The 16249-nt window shown below is 44.8% G+C and carries 13 protein-coding genes; 7 read left to right on the forward strand and 6 right to left on the reverse strand.

Features of this window, described 5'->3' with window-relative positions:
- The first annotated feature begins 188 nt into the window (after positions 1-188).
- From MKY14_RS18500 to MKY14_RS18515, 4 genes are all read left to right on the forward strand, one after another.
- Positions 189-2507: a glycoside hydrolase family 65 protein gene (locus MKY14_RS18500; RefSeq protein WP_076126463.1), complete on the forward strand. Its 2319-nt coding sequence runs from the start codon at positions 189-191 to the stop codon at positions 2505-2507.
- An 88-nt stretch (positions 2508-2595) separates the two neighbouring features.
- Positions 2596-4278 carry a glycoside hydrolase family 13 protein gene (locus tag MKY14_RS18505; RefSeq protein WP_340977084.1) on the forward strand — a complete coding sequence of 561 codons (1683 nt, stop codon included), beginning with the start codon at positions 2596-2598 and terminating at the stop codon, positions 4276-4278.
- A gap of 145 nt (positions 4279-4423) precedes the next feature.
- On the forward strand, positions 4424-5287 hold the full coding sequence (locus MKY14_RS18510; RefSeq protein ID WP_175618914.1) for an AraC family transcriptional regulator: 864 nt from the start codon (positions 4424-4426) through the stop codon (positions 5285-5287).
- 152 nt (positions 5288-5439) lie between these two features.
- Positions 5440-6291, forward strand: a complete 852-nt coding sequence (locus MKY14_RS18515) for a DegV family protein (RefSeq protein WP_076126458.1) — start codon at positions 5440-5442, stop codon at positions 6289-6291.
- 64 nt (positions 6292-6355) lie between these two features.
- Here MKY14_RS18515 and MKY14_RS18520 read toward each other — a convergent pair whose 3' ends face one another.
- From MKY14_RS18520 to MKY14_RS18540, 5 genes are all read right to left on the reverse strand, one after another.
- Positions 6356-7993 carry an ATP-binding protein gene (locus MKY14_RS18520; RefSeq protein WP_076281056.1) on the reverse strand — a complete coding sequence of 546 codons (1638 nt, stop codon included), beginning with the start codon at positions 7991-7993 and terminating at the stop codon, positions 6356-6358.
- Positions 7994-8202: 209 nt separating this feature from the next.
- Positions 8203-8895, reverse strand: coding sequence for an ABC transporter permease (locus MKY14_RS18525; protein ID WP_076126455.1), 693 nt, complete (start codon positions 8893-8895; stop codon positions 8203-8205).
- Positions 8888-9808, reverse strand: coding sequence for an ABC transporter ATP-binding protein (locus MKY14_RS18530; RefSeq protein ID WP_076126453.1), 921 nt, complete (start codon positions 9806-9808; stop codon positions 8888-8890). Before MKY14_RS18530 ends, MKY14_RS18525 begins: the two co-directional genes overlap by 8 nt.
- A 117-nt stretch (positions 9809-9925) precedes the next feature.
- Positions 9926-10861 (reverse strand): sensor histidine kinase, encoded by a 936-nt coding sequence (locus MKY14_RS18535; RefSeq protein WP_076195080.1) that lies wholly within the window; start codon positions 10859-10861, stop codon positions 9926-9928.
- Positions 10861-11577, reverse strand: a complete 717-nt coding sequence (locus MKY14_RS18540) for a response regulator transcription factor (protein ID WP_340977086.1) — start codon at positions 11575-11577, stop codon at positions 10861-10863. Before MKY14_RS18540 ends, MKY14_RS18535 begins: the two co-directional genes overlap by 1 nt.
- A 158-nt stretch (positions 11578-11735) precedes the next feature.
- On the opposite strand from MKY14_RS18540, the gene MKY14_RS18545 reads away from it, so the two are divergent.
- From MKY14_RS18545 to MKY14_RS18555, 3 genes are all read left to right on the forward strand, one after another.
- Positions 11736-12707 carry a phosphodiester glycosidase family protein gene (locus MKY14_RS18545; RefSeq protein WP_340977087.1) on the forward strand — a complete coding sequence of 324 codons (972 nt, stop codon included), beginning with the start codon at positions 11736-11738 and terminating at the stop codon, positions 12705-12707.
- Positions 12704-13717, forward strand: coding sequence for a bifunctional glycosyltransferase family 2/GtrA family protein (locus MKY14_RS18550; RefSeq protein WP_076195076.1), 1014 nt, complete (start codon positions 12704-12706; stop codon positions 13715-13717). Before MKY14_RS18545 ends, MKY14_RS18550 begins: the two co-directional genes overlap by 4 nt.
- A gap of 631 nt (positions 13718-14348) precedes the next feature.
- Positions 14349-15740 carry a SpoVR family protein gene (locus tag MKY14_RS18555; RefSeq protein ID WP_340917358.1) on the forward strand — a complete coding sequence of 464 codons (1392 nt, stop codon included), beginning with the start codon at positions 14349-14351 and terminating at the stop codon, positions 15738-15740.
- A 62-nt stretch (positions 15741-15802) separates the two neighbouring features.
- On the opposite strand, the gene MKY14_RS18560 is transcribed toward MKY14_RS18555, so the two are convergent.
- Complete coding sequence (locus MKY14_RS18560; protein ID WP_076184672.1) at positions 15803-16243, reverse strand: GNAT family N-acetyltransferase; 441 nt, start codon at positions 16241-16243, stop codon at positions 15803-15805.
- Between the last annotated feature and the right edge of the window lie 6 nt (positions 16244-16249).

Here is a 16249-nt window from a genome sequence, read left to right on the forward strand (position 1 = left end):
GTAGAAGCATAGCGTTCGCCTTTATAATCAGATTTCATCCGCAAAATGTGGTTTAAATATAGAAATCTGATTATAACAGCGATCGAAAGTCCAAAGATTCATCGCAGTCACTTTTATATCACCGGAAGTTTAACAAAAGATTTGTTCATTTTATATATCCCCCTAACATATTTAAAGGAGCGGTTATCGTGAAACAATATTTAACAATTGATGAATGGTCCATTATTGAGGAATCCTTTGATCCACAGACGCAAGAAATTTCTGAAAGCGTATTTAGTCTTGGTAACGGATTTATGGGTGGCCGGGCCAATTTCGAAGAGCAATATAGCGGCAACAGCCTGCAAGGCAGCTACATGGCGGGCGTCTACTACCCTGACAAAACACGTGTTGGCTGGTGGAAAAACGGCTATCCTGAATATTTTGCCAAAGTACTTAACAGCACGAACTGGATCGGTATTAACATTGATATCGAGGGTACCCCCCTTGATCTGGCAAAGTGCACCGTTTCCGAATTCCGCCGTGTACTTAATATGAAAGAAGGAACGCTCTCCCGTAGCTTCACTGCCACTCTCGAAGATGGTAAGGAAGTTAAAGTAGAAAGTATCCGGTTCGTAAGCATGACTCGTCAAGAAATCGGCGCGATTCGCTATTCCATCATTCCTGTTAATTTCTCAGGCAAGATTACGATTACTCCTTATCTTGATGGTGATGTGAAGAACAAGGATTCCAACTATGACGAGAAATTCTGGAATGAAGTTGAGAAACAAGCGGGACCTGATCATGGACATCTCACTCTTAAGACTAAGAAACTCGACTTCCATGTCACCTCTGCTATGGCTTTTGATATCCTTGTCAATGGTGAGAAGGTAACTGCCGAAGCAGAAGCGATCGAACAAGAGAAATATGTAGCCAGCAAACTGGACGTAACCGCACAAGCGGGCAATCAAATCGTCATTTATAAATATGTAGCCAATGTTACTTCTCGGAATCACGGTCTGGGACAATTGGTCGACGCCGCCCAAACTGCTCTGCAAGCTGCTAAGGAAGCCGGATTTGTAACTCTTTTGACCGAACAAATTGAAGCTTGGAGAGAAAAATGGAAAGAAAGCGACATCATCATTGAAGGTGACGTTTCGGCTCAGCAAGCGATTCGCTTTAATATTTTCCAACTCAATCAAACCTATAATGGTGAAGATGACCGCCTGAACATTGGCCCGAAAGGCTTTACCGGTGAAAAATACGGCGGCAGCACTTACTGGGATACTGAGGCGTATTGCGTTCCCTTCTATCTCAGTACGGCGGACTCCTCCATTGCCCGCAATTTGTTGATCTACCGTTACAAGCACTTAGAGAAAGCTAAAGAAAATGCCCGTAAGCTTGGATTCAAAAAAGGTGCGCTATACCCAATGGTTACGATGAACGGTGAAGAATGCCACAACGAGTGGGAAATTACATTTGAAGAAATTCACCGGAATGGTGCCATTGCCTACGCTATTTACAACTATGTGAACTACACCGGAGACAAAGCTTATCTGGGACAATATGGCCTTGAGGTTCTCGTGGAAATCTCCCGCTTCTGGGAAGAACGTGTTCACTATGCATCACGCAAAGACAAATACGTAATGCTCGGCGTAACGGGCCCGAATGAATATGAGAATAACGTTAATAATAACTGGTATACGAACCGTATGGCTTCGTGGACTATGGAATATACCATGGAAGCACTGGCATACTTGCAAGAAAATGAGCCTACTCGTTATGCTGAGCTAGTTGACAAACTAGGGCTGCAAGAGAGCGAAACTACAAAATGGAAAGACATCATTGCTAAGATGTATTATCCTGCGGATGAAGAGCTGGGTATCTTCTTACAACAAGATGGCTTCCTGGACAAAGAGATCATTCAAGTCAAAGATCTGGAACGTGAGCATCTGCCACTCAACCAAAAATGGTCATGGGACCGTATCCTGCGTTCTTGCTTCATTAAACAAGCAGACGTTCTGCAGGGATTATATTTCCTGGGTGACCGTTACGATCTCGATACCAAAAAACGTAACTTCGACTTTTATGAACCGATCACTGTTCATGAGTCCTCCCTTTCCCCTTGTATCCACTCCATTCTAGCCAGTGAGCTGGGATATAAGGATAAGGCCTATGAAATGTACTTGCGTACTTCAAGACTGGATCTTGATAACTATAACAATGATACAGAAGACGGCTTGCACAGCACTAGCATGGCTGGTACTTGGATGTCAATCGTACATGGTTTCGGCGGACTCCGCGTGCATGACGGCAGACTGACACTGAGCCCATCTAACCCAGGTCACTGGACCGCTTACTCTTTTAAAATCATGTTCCGCGGCTCCCGTCTGAAAGTAAGTGTTACGGATGCACAAGTTACTGTTACGAATGAAACTGATATCCCTGCTTCTATTACTATCTACGACAAAGAATATACCGTAAACGGACTAAGCAGCATCACTGCTGATAGCAATTCCGTTACAGTATAAAACTTACACCCAAGAGACCCTTGAAGCTTAATGCTTTTGGGGTCTCTTTATTTTTTAGGAAGATAACTTATATAAGGAGTGATTTTGAATGAACAGAACCTTTTGGAAAGAAGCCGTTGTCTACCAAATCTATCCCCGCAGCTTTCAAGATAGCAATGGTGACGGGATTGGAGATCTGCAGGGAATCATTTCACGTCTGGATTATTTGCAAAAGCTAGGTGTCGACGTAGTTTGGCTGTCACCTGTATATAAATCACCAAATGACGATAACGGTTATGACATCAGCGATTATCAAGATATTATGGATGAGTTCGGCACATTGCAGGATTGGGAAGAATTACTGACTGGATTGCACGCCCGTGGCATAAAACTGATGATGGACCTTGTAATCAATCATTCCTCAGATGAGCATCCTTGGTTCGTAGAATCCCGTTCTTCAAAAGATAATCCATATCGCGATTACTACATTTGGCGTCCGGGTGGACCAGATGGTGAGCGCCCCAACAATTGGAGTTCTGTATTCAGCGGCCCGGCTTGGGAACTGGATGAAACCACTGGTGAATACTATCTGCATCTGTTTTCGCGCAAGCAACCGGATCTCAACTGGGAGAATCCGCAGCTGCGTGAGGAGTTATACAAGATGATCACCTTCTGGCTCGACAAGGGTGTGGATGGTCTACGAATGGATGTAATCAATATGATTTCCAAAGTGGAAGGTCTCCCTTCCTCTCATAGAGACGGCCTTGCTCCCGGGGAACTTGCTTGGGGTGGCGAATATTATATGAATGGACCACGTGTTCATGAGTTTTTACATGAAATGAATGACAAAGTGTTATCCAACTATAACATTATGACTGTCGGCGAAACTCCTGGTGCTACAGTTGAAGATGCCATCCTTTACACGGACGAGGAACGCAAAGAGCTGCAAATGGTATTCCAGTTCGAGCATATGGATGTGGACTCGGGTCCTGACGGCAAATGGGACGTAGCCCCGTGGACGTTGTCGAAGCTGCGCGATATTCTTCATAAATGGCAAGTGGGTCTGGCGGATAAGGGTTGGAATAGTCTTTATCTTAACAATCATGACCAGCCACGTATGGTCTCAAGATTCGGGGATGACGGTAAGTATCGTGTGATCTCTGCCAAAATGCTCGCTACCTTACTGCACACGCTGAAAGGAACGCCCTATATTTATCAAGGCGAAGAAATCGGGATGACTAATGTAAAGTTCACAGCCATTGAACATTATAAAGACATTGAAATCCTCAATATGTATCGCGAAAAGGTTACCGAAGACGGCGCTGATCCTAACAGCGTGCTAAACGCTATTCATATCAAAGGCCGTGATAATGCGCGCACTCCGATGCAATGGGATGATTCTGCGAATGCCGGCTTTACTGAAGGGGAGCCGTGGCTCAAAGTTAATCCGAACTACAAGGAAATTAACGTGGAGCAGGCCCTGGCGGATTCGGATTCCATCTTCTATTATTACCAAAGGCTGCTTGCTTTGCGCAAAAAAAATCCGATCATGGCTTATGGCGAATACAAGCTACTTTTGCCAGAGCATGAGGATATTTATGCCTATACGCGTACTCTGGATGACGAGAAGTGGCTGGTGCTGCTCAATTTCAATGAGGTTCCACAGACTGTTGATCTTTCCGCAGAGCTAAGTAAGGCTACGGAACTTATTATTGGAAATTACCCTGATGATGCACCCACACGGGAATTATTACGACCTTATGAAGCAAGAGTGTATCGATTGAAAGACTAACTTTGTCTATCTTCCTGAGTTATACTATTTAGGATGATTTTTTATGAGATTATCCTTCTGCCTGCTACCTGTCATTAGAGAGCACGGAATAACAGGATTTTGCAAATGCAGCCTGATAGTATGAACTTAAAGGGAGATGACGGACTTGGAATGGCTTATCCGCATGAAAGAAGCTTTAGATTATATGGAGAGCAAGATGGAGGAATCTGTGACCATTGAAGAAATCGCCAAGGTTGCTTACTCCTCCCCCTTTCATTTCCAGCGCATGTTCAATATGCTTACCGGAGTATCTATCAAAGACTATATCCGTAAGCGCAGATTAACTCTGGCTGCACAGGAGCTTGCTATTTCTAAAGTTAAAGTGCTGGATGTTGCACTGAAATACGGATATGACTCGCCCGAGTCGTTTGCCAAAGCATTCCGCAAGGCACATGGAATTACTCCTTCTGCTGCGCGGGAGTCAGGGGTACAGCTCAAGGCTTTCCCTAGACTCTCCTTCCATCTATCACTGAAGGGAGATAAAGAAATGGACTACAGAATTGAGAAAAGAGACGCTTTTAATGTTATCGGACTAGTAGAGGAAATGACAACGAAGGATGGGGAGAATCTGCGCCGCATCCCTCAGTTGTGGATAGAAGCTAATGAAAATGGTACGTCAGATAAGCTGATTGAGCTCGGTGAAGATAAGGATTTATTAGGCATCTGCTCTGACATGAACCATGATAAGGAAACCTTCTCCTATTGGATCGCTGTCGAAGCTACTCCAGAGACTGATGCACAGGGCTTTGCTTCTACAACAATCCCAGCTGCAAGTTGGGCTGTGTTCACCTCAGTAGGGCCGATGCCTGATGCGATCCAGCAGGTATGGGCACGCATTTTCCAGGAGTGGTTCCCTTCCACAGGCTACGAGCACACAGGCGGACCTGAGTTTGAGCTATATCTTCCAGGGAGACCAGACGCAGAGGACTATCGCTGTGAGATATGGATCCCTGTTACGAAAAAAGAATAGAACTAAAAAGACTATCGAAATCCCGATAGTCTTTTTTTCTTGTGATTGCCTACTATTTCATTTTGAGAATTGGCATAGTCTTGGTATAATAAATAGATTATGTAGTTCTATAATGATTATTGTCATCCGAATTATCGGTGAAGGAGAATTTCATGTCTACTGTAAAAATATTTTCAGACAGCACTTCCGATTTACCTCAAAACTGGAAGGATACTTATGACATCGGCATCGTTCCTCTTTATGTTGTATTTGAAGAAGGTACCTACAAAGATGGTGAAGATATTACACCCGAGGAAGTGTATCGCCGTGTAGCCGCTAGTGGAGTATTGCCGAAAACGGCAGCACCTTCGCCAGCAGATTTCATTGCTGCATTTCAACCCGTGATTAGCAGCGGACAAGATATTGTATATATCAGTCTCTCCTCCTCACTATCCTCTACATATCAGAATGCACTTTTGGCTGCCGGGGAATTTCCTGAGGGACGCGTACAGGTTATAGATTCACAAACCTTGTGCGGAGGCATTGCCCTCCTTGTTATGAAGGCTGTCAGAGCTGCTGAAAAGGGCCACTCTGCCGTAGAGATTGCAGCCATGCTGGAGCACAGCCGCAGCCTTGTGGAAACTGAATTCGTTGTGGATACGCTAGATTACTTATATATGGGTGGACGCTGTTCAGGCATGCAGAACTTCATCGGTAGTCTGCTCAAAATCCGTCCTGTTCTTAGACTGGTAGATGGAAGCATCATACCTACCAGCAAAATCCGTGGCAAAAAAGAAAAAGCTGTGGAACAAATGCTCCAGAACGCTTTGGTTCATGTCGATCGAATGGATAATGAGTTGCTCATCGTGGTCCATACCTTGGCGGAAGAAGATGCGCTCTATCTGGAGGCAGCACTACGAGAGAAAACTCAAGTTAATGAAATAGCAATCCTCCATGCGGGTTGTGTAATTGGCAGCCATTGTGGGCCGCATACTGTAGGTCTCATGTATATGCTTCAGGACTAATAACACACAAATCTCCGGCCATTGCCTCTTAAGCAAATGGACCGGAGATTTGTGTGTACCCCCCCTAGTTTGAAGTTACTTCCAGCTCTATATCTTCTGCTCTGCAAGGCAACATAAAACGAAACGTAGAACCGTGATTCTCTTCACTTTCTACAAAGATCGTCCCACCCATCAGCTCAACGAGCTGCTTGCAAATAGCCAGTCCCAATCCTGTACCTCCATATTTACGGTTTATGGACGGATGCAGCTGTGAGAAAGATTGAAACAATAGATTGAGTTTGTTACCGGCAATTCCTACACCTGTATCCCGCACTGAAAACTCCAACAAAAATTCTTGTTCATCAGATAGTGGAATGTTCTTCACCGATAGGGTCACGCTCCCACGTTCCGTGAATTTCAGCGCATTGCCTACCAGATTCACGACAATCTGCCGTAAGCGGATCGGATCAGCAATGATTATGGTTGGAACGCTAGTATCCATCCACCAACGTAATGCCAGCTTCTTCTCTTCCGCTTTCGGTGCAAATAAATCAATGACGTCTGAGATCATCTCGCGGAGATCAAACTTCTCGGATTGCAGTGACATTTTACCTGCTTCCATTTTGCTGAAATCAAGAATATCATTCAAGATCTGTAATAACGTATAACTACTGCTGCGTAAAATCTCGGCATAACCTCGCTGCTCTTCTCCAAGTTCAGTATCCAACAATAGATCAGCCATTCCGATCATCCCGTTCATCGGCGTCCGAATTTCATGGCTCATCATCATTAAGAAATCAGATTTGGCTTGCGCTGCCTGCTCTGCTGATTCTTTCGCACGAATGATTTCTCGCTCATTCGTAATATCACTGAAGGCAATAACCGCACCTGCGATCAGCCCTTCATCAATAAGAGGTGCTACCCGATAATTAACAAAAAAACTGGTGCCATCCTTACGCCAGAAGATCTCATCATCTTTCTTGCGGATGATTCCATCCTCTATCGTAAGACTAATCTGGCAATCAGGTGTCGAATAACGTGAACCATCACCTTGGATATGATGGATATAATCCATAAGCTTCAGACCCATCAATTCTGTTGGTTGGTAGCCTAACATATCCGCTGCCTCACGATTAATAAATAGAGCGCGCCCCGTTGTATCCAGCACAAAGATTCCCGCAGAGACGGAATTCAGAATGAGACTCGATTGTTGATCCTTCACAGCTACTATTGAGCTATCTTTGGAGCTTATCTCCACTTCGCCCGTGATAGGTAATTCAGTATCTAAGGTGTCCGCTAATTCATCTAGCCAGTCTTGTAACAATTCCGCATGTAAAAGAGCGCTTCCGTTAGCCACTTGGGTAATCGCGAATACCCCGGCGATCCCTTCTTCCGTTCTGATGGGTAAAAGTTTAACGCCTACGCAATCCGAGCCTTTTTTGGGATTCTCTAAATCTTGTAGCTCAAAGCTTGAGGAGTTCCCCTGCAGAGCAGCCTCAAAACTAGCAATATTGCCAAGATTTTTTCTCTTTGCTGATATCGGACTTGTATTTTGCAACTTCGCTTCTGCGCTCAAGCCTAGATGAAAAGTTCGGTTGGTTCCTACGCAGCGACCTTGTCTATCCAGAACGAATATCAAATCAGGATGTTGGTCATATAACGATTTATAAGCGCTCTCTTCCGAAAGCAACCGTCTCAGAATGGACGTCCAGTCTTTATCCACAGTTCACATCCCCTCAGGCTCTCTCATCCATTATCATTACCCCTAAACGAGCAATGTTCATCTAAAATTTAAAATATATTTCATATCTATTATATCAAAATTACGGAAATCAGTCGTAGATAAACGTCAAATCCCCCCTTTATAATCCCAATCACGATGCTTTTTCATCGTTACAAAAGGGTTATAAAAGGGGGTGAATTCCGAATCTATTAGGCTATATCTTTATGTTCAATGTTGCGAATAGCCATATAGGCAATACCTGCTCCTAGCAATCCAAGTGAGATCGACACCGCCGCTAAATTACCTAAGCGAGCTTGATCAAATCCCCCAGAAATTAAGGAGGTAACTAACACAGCTGAGACGATGGTGGCAGGGACCGATTTTTTCTTCATTCCAAAGTACAATGGGATTAGAGCAATACCCGCTGCGTAAAAAGCGTTTGCGCCTAACTTAATCAGCTCTGAAGTGATTACATGAAGGGTCAGTTCACCCGGAATAAGCCCTGCAAAGGAATTGAATCCTATTAGGATAGCGCCGACTACAATGTCTGCCACGATTATGGCAACAAATGTGAAGGCGAACACTATCAATATTTTCGCAGTCATCAGCTTTTTACGTGAGATAGGATACATGAAGAGAAGAGTAATGGTGTTGTTCTTATACTCATCAATCACCAGCTTGCTAATAATAACCGAAGCGAAAATAATATAAGCAGCCTTTACAAAAACGAACACGCCCTCAAACAACTCTGCATAAGAAGCAAATGACGGTTCGCTCTCATTTTGATCAACGAATAAAACCATAATCATAAACGCAAGAATCGCAAGATTGACGATTGCTGCACCTGTAAGAAGCGTTTTTAGCTTATTCTTCCGAATCTCCAAAGATATTAATTTAAGCAATGCCTTCACCCCCAATCAATTGCAGAAAATGATCTTCAAGCGTATGTTGTTTTTTGCTGATACTTTCAATTTCCACATCTGCTAGCACTAACGCCTTATTCAGATCACGTTGTGAGATTCCACCGTCATATATTCTAACTGTAATATGGTCCAGCACTTTGAAATTATTAAGCCCAAGCTTATGCTCCAACACATACACTGCTTTATTAATCTCATTCGTAACCACTTCGATATATTCAGTATTTTGGCCACGAATGGAATCCATCGCCACTTCTTCTACCAGAGCACCCTGCCGGATCACACCGATCGTATCAGCAATCTGCTCTATTTCCCCCAGAATATGACTAGATACAAGTAACGTCATTCCATATTCACGGCTAAGCATCCGGAACACTTCACGCATCTCCTTGATTCCCACAGGATCTAGCCCATTAATCGGCTCATCCAAAATGAGCAGCTCAGGTTTCGTCATGAAGGCTCTGGCAATACCCAGACGTTGCTTCATCCCAAGTGAAAATTGCTTCACCGGCTTTTTATCGACACCTGTGAGCTTTACCAGCTCCAGCGCTTCACCAATCGCTTGCGGATCATAATAGCCCATGTACTCTCCGTGCAAAATCAGATTTTCTTTGGCTGTCAATTTATCATAAAACACTGGATATTCAATGATGCAGCCCATCCGCTTCAGCATTTCGTAAGAATGCTCAGTCATTTTTTCATTAAAAAATTCAATTTCTCCACTCGTAGGTTTAACGAGGTTCGTGACCATTTTCATCACGGTAGTTTTGCCAGCACCATTGGGTCCAAGAAACCCGTAAATTTCACCTTGCTTAATATTCATATTCACATTGCTGACGACTTCTTTACCTTGATAGGTTTTCGTTAAATTTCTTGTCCGAAGTATTGTAGTCAATTCCGCGCTCCCCTTTGTTTTCGTCTCGTCTTCCTTAGTTCTTATTGTACACAGCAGAATTTTCTTTTTTATTACTCGTTTCTTACGAAAATCTTAAGCTGCGCACAATTCTATTCCTTAGAAGCGTAATCTGCGAAAAGTAAGGGTAAACACCGTTCTCACATACGGCTGACTAACCAGTGTAATCGTTCCATTCATTTGCTCCGTTAATCTTTTGGTGATCGTCAGACCTAGACCGCTGCCTTGATAAGCCCGATTTCTTGAGTCTTCCAGCGTATACAGACGCTCAAATACTTTATCCTGGTGTACTTCACTGATGCCTTTTCCCCGGTCCCACACCTCTATGTATACTTTGTTCTCATCACTATAGAGCTTTAATCCTAATACGCTCCCAGCGTCGCCATAAGAAATTGCGTTCGACAACAGATTGGACAATATTCGATCAAGAGCCTCTTCATTTCCCATGAAGTAAACAGCCTCATCCGGAATCTCAATCTCCACCTCACTGCCCTTAGCGCTGAGGATATCATAGAAAGAAAGGATGTTGCGTCTGCATACTTCACCTGCCTCAACTCGTGAAAGCGCAATTTCCCGATCCCCTGATTCCAGCTTGGACAAATCAAAAAACTTGTTCATCAGCTGGATCACTTCATTGGCTTTTTGATGAATCATCTTCATCATTCGTTCCCGTTCCCCGGCCGGCAAATGCTCATCCTGTTGAATGGTCTCAATATAACCAAGCACAACCGTTAGCGGAGTCTTAAGATCATGAGAAATATTAGACAGCATATTACGCATGGATTTCTCCAGCCTAACGCGCTCAATGCTTCCTTTATGATTGATATCCAGCAGCCGGTTCAGGTCAATCAGCACGCTTTGCAGCTCCAAATTACCGCTGAACAGCAGCAATCTTTCATGTGAGCCTTCCTCCATAATGCTGCTTAACTTGTCATGCATATATCGCAAATCATTAGAAGCTTTACGCGAATTCTGATATTGCCACACAATGACGGCGAGTAAGAGCACAATGACAACACCTAGCACCGCAATCATTATAGCTGTTCTCCCAGCTTATACCCGATGCCCCATAACGTCTTAATGTATTCGGGATGGGAGGGATCGTCTTCTATTTTTTCACGCAATCTTCTCATATGTACATTAATGACGTTCTCATCCCCGAAATAATCATCCTCCCATACGCTCGCATAAATCTGCGCTTTGGTAAATACTCGGCCCGGATGCGTCACAAACAGCTTAAGAATATGAAATTCCTTCGACGTTAGCTTTACTTCTTCCCCGTTCTTCAACGCAGAGAAGTTATCTAAATCTACAGTCAATCGGCCAATGGAGATCATTTGCTTCACCGGAGCTTGATCTTCCACTTGGATACTGGGAGATGCATAACCTGCACGACGGATCGCTGCCTTCACCCTAGCCGCTAGCTCAATCATAGAAAAGGGCTTCGTAATATAATCATCCGCCCCAAAGCCTAACCCAAGCGCTTTATCTACATCACTGTCTTTGGCGGACATGATCAACACTGGAACCAGACTCCCCGCACGAATAGTCTGAAGAATGTCAGTCCCGCTACGCTTCGGCAGCATAAGGTCTAACAGTACAAGATCAAATGGACCACCGGTCCGAAATGTTCTCTCCGCTACTTCACCGTCAAATACAGCTTCAATCTCATAACCTTCTTTTACCAAATAAGACCTGACCATTTCACTGATTGCTTCGTCGTCCTCAATCAGCAGCACACGCTGTGTCATGTCCAAACCTCCCCGTAGTCGAAAACCTCTTCGTTAAATTATACCAATTTCCCGGTGCTCTTACTATTTCGGTTTTTATTTCAGCTTTTATTTCAGTTTCATTAAAGGTAGCCCAGGTATTATGGCCATAACAACTTACAAAATGAGGTGATGCTTCAATGTTGAACAAGAGAAGTAAGCAAGCCTGGAGCTTCAAACGAAAGCTGCTGATCGTGATGATCATTGTCCTCCTGCTTCTCGGCACAGTGATATATAGTCTGGCAGATCGTTACTTAATCGAACATGTGGAAGTCGTAGTTGCGGATGATGCAGCTACAACTAGCAGCTCAGGAGCTACAGCCGTTACAACTGCCGAAGTTAACGCAACCTCTGACGACTGGAATTACTCCAGCGATGATATTCAGATCCAGATCGACCAAGTGCAGACCGGTTCCGGTTCAGACCAGATCACTTATTTTGTCGCTGATATCGTCCTCAAGGAAGCGAGCAGTCTGCGCACTGCTTTTGCCGACAACAGCTTTGGAACAAACATCACTGAGGATACCTCGGACATTGCTTCCGCGAACCATGCGATTTTTGCCATCAATGGTGATTACTATGGCTTCCGCAATGACGGAGTGATAATCCGTAACGGCACGGTGTATCGTGATGATCCTGTGCGGGATGCAATGGCGCTGTTCGATGATGGGACAATGCAAACCTATAACGAGGAAGAGATTTCTTCCTCTGAACTGCTGGCGCAAGGGGCCACCGATACCCTTTCCTTTGGTCCGATTCTGATTCAGGACGGGGAGATTGCCAGTGATTTCAGCAATGTCAAAATCGATACCAACTTCGGCAACCATTCCATCCAGAACGCGAATCCCCGCACCGCAGTTGGTATGATCGCACCAAACCATTATGTGTTTGTCGTAGTTGACGGGCGCAAGGAAGGGTACAGCCGTGGGATGACCCTTACTGAGCTAGCTGATGTAATGTCCGACCTTGGCGCCACAGAAGCCTACAATCTGGACGGCGGTGGTTCATCCACTATGTACTTCATGGGACGGGTCGTAAATAATCCGCAGGGCAAAAACAAGGAGCGGGGCGTCAGCGACATTCTTTATATCAAGGAGGATGCAACATCATGACTATACTGATCCCAGCCTATGAGCCCGATGAACGACTGCTCGATTTGATTTTACAGCTGCATAATTTCCAGCTTGAACCTATTGTTCTTGTGGATGACGGCAGCGGCCCGCACTACCGTGGAATCTTCGATATGGCCGAAGCATTCGGCTGCACTGTCCTAACCCATGAAGTCAACCTCGGAAAAGGACGTGCTCTGAAGACAGGGTTCCAGTATATTCAGGAGGCCGGTCTGCCGGATTATGTAGTCTGCGCGGATAGCGACGGCCAACATCTGCCTTATGATATTAACCGGATCGTTGAATCTCTGCGGAACCAGACTACTCCGGGAATCGTACTCGGCAGCCGCCGGTTCACCGGAACCATTCCTCTGCGCAGCCGCTTCGGCAACTCTGTAACCCGGACGGTCTTTTCCTTAACTACAGGTACTAAGATTTATGATACACAAACTGGGCTGCGCGGCTACCCCCTATCAATGCTTGATTGGCTATGCCAGATTCCCGGCGAACGGTTTGAATATGAAATGAACATGCTGCTGACTGCCCATAAAGAGGGATACACCATTACGGAAGAGTACATCGATACCGTCTATCTGGACGATAATAAATCATCCCATTTCCGGCCTCTGATGGACTCCTTCCGGATTTATCTGCCGATACTGATGTTCAGCACTTCTTCGCTGCTGTCAGCCCTGCTCGACTTCACACTCTTATTCCTGTTTCAGAGGCTCAGCCATAACCTATTCCTGTCCGTCGCGGCCGCGAGATTGTGCAGCTCTGTCTTTAACTATTCTATGAACCGAAAATACGTCTTCACAGGCGGCAAACGCTCCAAGATTCAGGCTTCGCTTCCCAAATATTTTGCGCTGGTGATCCTCGTGTTGCTATTCAACTATGGGCTACTCTATTTCTATAATGAAAAGCTGATTATTCCGCTTGTCGCCGCCAAGCTACTGACCGAGGCTTCAATCTTCCTTTTCAGCTATTGGGCGCAACGGCGGTTTGTGTATTGAGAGTTTGGGTACTGAGGGTTTGGGAACTATGGGGAAGGTTACGTTCTCTGAACTGCTTATGCTCGTGTGGTGAGCAATTGGGAATTTGTGAAGCACTAATTGGACACTTGTGGAGCACTTTTTGAACACTTATGGAGTACTAATCGGATACTTGTGGAGCTTCTATCGGGCACCTATGGAACTGCTCCTCGAACACATATGGAGCACCTATTGGGCACCTATCGGACACAGATGACACTAATCGCAGTATTATTCCACTTTTGGTATGCTAACGGACCCCATTGCCGCTATTGGCAAGAAAGACACCACATATGAGCCTCTTTCTGCGGGATAGCGTCTGTGGGGTCCGCAACCCTGCTCAAAAGGCTGGAAATTTGCAAATAACGTCAGCTGAGTCCGAATTCACCGAGAAGGATACCGTTGATAGAATTCGCATACAAAAAAAGCTAGTGCTTCCTTCCAATAATGTATACAAAATCACATTATCTTCACTCAGAAATTCAGAACGTCATACACTCATCTTCTCTCCCATATACTTAAATGGAACAGTCCCGGACGTTGTCGCGGAACCTTTGCAGCCTTGTCAGAATAGGTTGCAGCATAAGCCCAAGCTGGAGGGAGAGAAAGATTCATGCCAAGCGAAGAAATTAATGCGCTAGAGCGGGCCATTGCCGAGATTACGGAAATAGCCACTGGCTTCGGTTTAGATTTTTATCCCATGCGTTATGAAATTTGCCCCGCAGATATTATTTATACATTCGGCGCTTATGGAATGCCTACACGATTTGGACACTGGAGTTTTGGAAAAACCTTTCATAAAATGAAATCCCAATACGATTTCGGACTGAGCAAAATATACGAGCTCGTTATTAACTCCAACCCTTGTTATGCCTTCCTGCTGGATGGAAATTCACTGATTCAGAATAAGCTGATCGTTGCCCATGTGCTAGCGCACTGTGATTTTTTCAAAAATAATATGCGTTTCTCCATGTCCAACCGAGATATGGTCGAGAGCATGTCAGCTACAGCAGATCGGATTGCCGGTTATTCTGTAACTTACGGAACTGATGCTGTGGAGAGCTTCATCGATTCAGTGCTGGCTATCCAGGAGCATATAGACCCCAGTCTGATCCAGCCACGCAAGCTGGGCAAAACTCACCTACTGGAAGCTAAGATGAAGGAGCTCAAAGACGCCCCTCCAGGCGGCTCGAAATCAACCAATCCTTATGACGAATTATGGAATTTAGATAAAAGCAATACCGGGCCGCAGGAAGCATCCTCTGGAAACCGTGCTTTCCCCCCTGAGCCAGAAAAAGATATGGTCTGGTTTATCCAGCAATATTCCACTGTTTTGGAGGATTGGCAGCGTGACATTATGACGATGCTCCATGACGAAATGCTCTACTTCTGGCCACAGATGGAGACAAAAATCATGAACGAAGGCTGGGCTTCCTACTGGCATCAGCGCATCGTTCGCGAACTAGATCTGACCGAAGAGGAAACAGTGGAATACGCAAAACTAAATTCATCCGTCGTGCAGCCCTCACGGCAAAGCCTGAATCCTTACTATCTGGGGCTGAAAATCTTTGAAGACATCGAACGCCGCTGGGACCGTGAGAAAATCTTTGAAGTACGTGAGTTGGAATCCGATACCTCCTTTATCCGCAGCTATCTGTCGAAGGAATTGGTGAACGACCTCGATCTTTATGTTTTTGAGAAAAAAGGCCCCGAATGGAAAATCACCGATAAAGCATGGGAAAATGTACGAGATCAACTGGTGCTCGCCCGGGTCAATGGCGGGTCTCCTTACTTGGTCATTGAGGACGCAGACTTCGAGAAGAATGGTGAATTATTTATAACTCATCGCTATGAAAGCATCGAGCTGGATCTGAAGTATCTGGAGCGCACACTCCCTCACATCTACTCTTTATGGGGGCGGACGGTTCATCTACAGACGGTTGTGGAAGACAAAAAGGCGCGTTTTTCATACGATGGCAAAAAGGTGCAGCGGAAGTTTATTTAAACTAAAAAAAGCGGCAGACCTAAACGGGTATTAACACCCTGGTCTGCCGCTTTTTGCTATGACTAAAATGAGGATTCAGATTCTTTTAACGACTTCGAGAAATATTTTGGAGCCTCAACAAATCCTTGTCGAGCATAAAATCTATGCGCATCAGTTCTTCTGGAATGACAATGAACCTGAATTTTATCACAGTTTCTTTTTCTAGCTAAATCAGCGCAATACTCCTCAAGCTTTCGTCCAATACCTTTGCTCCTAATGGCATTGCTCACCACAAGATAACTTATAATTGCAGTCTCTCCTACCAGACCTAATTGGGGTATGTAATGCATGGAAATACAAGCTACCACTTGATCATCTTCCTCAAAAACCAATAATTCCTCGTCCGGATGTAGGATTAGCTTTTCTATTTTTTCTTGCATGAACACTTCTGTATCCGGATATCCCAACTGTTCTAATAATTCCGCTATGTCTTTCCAGTCATCAGCTCTCGCTTCTCTAATCATCTGCTT

The sequence above is a fragment of the Paenibacillus sp. FSL R5-0887 genome, from assembly GCF_038002305.1.
In the GTDB taxonomy this organism is placed as follows: Bacteria; Bacillota; Bacilli; order Paenibacillales; family Paenibacillaceae; genus Paenibacillus_AQ; species Paenibacillus_AQ odorifer.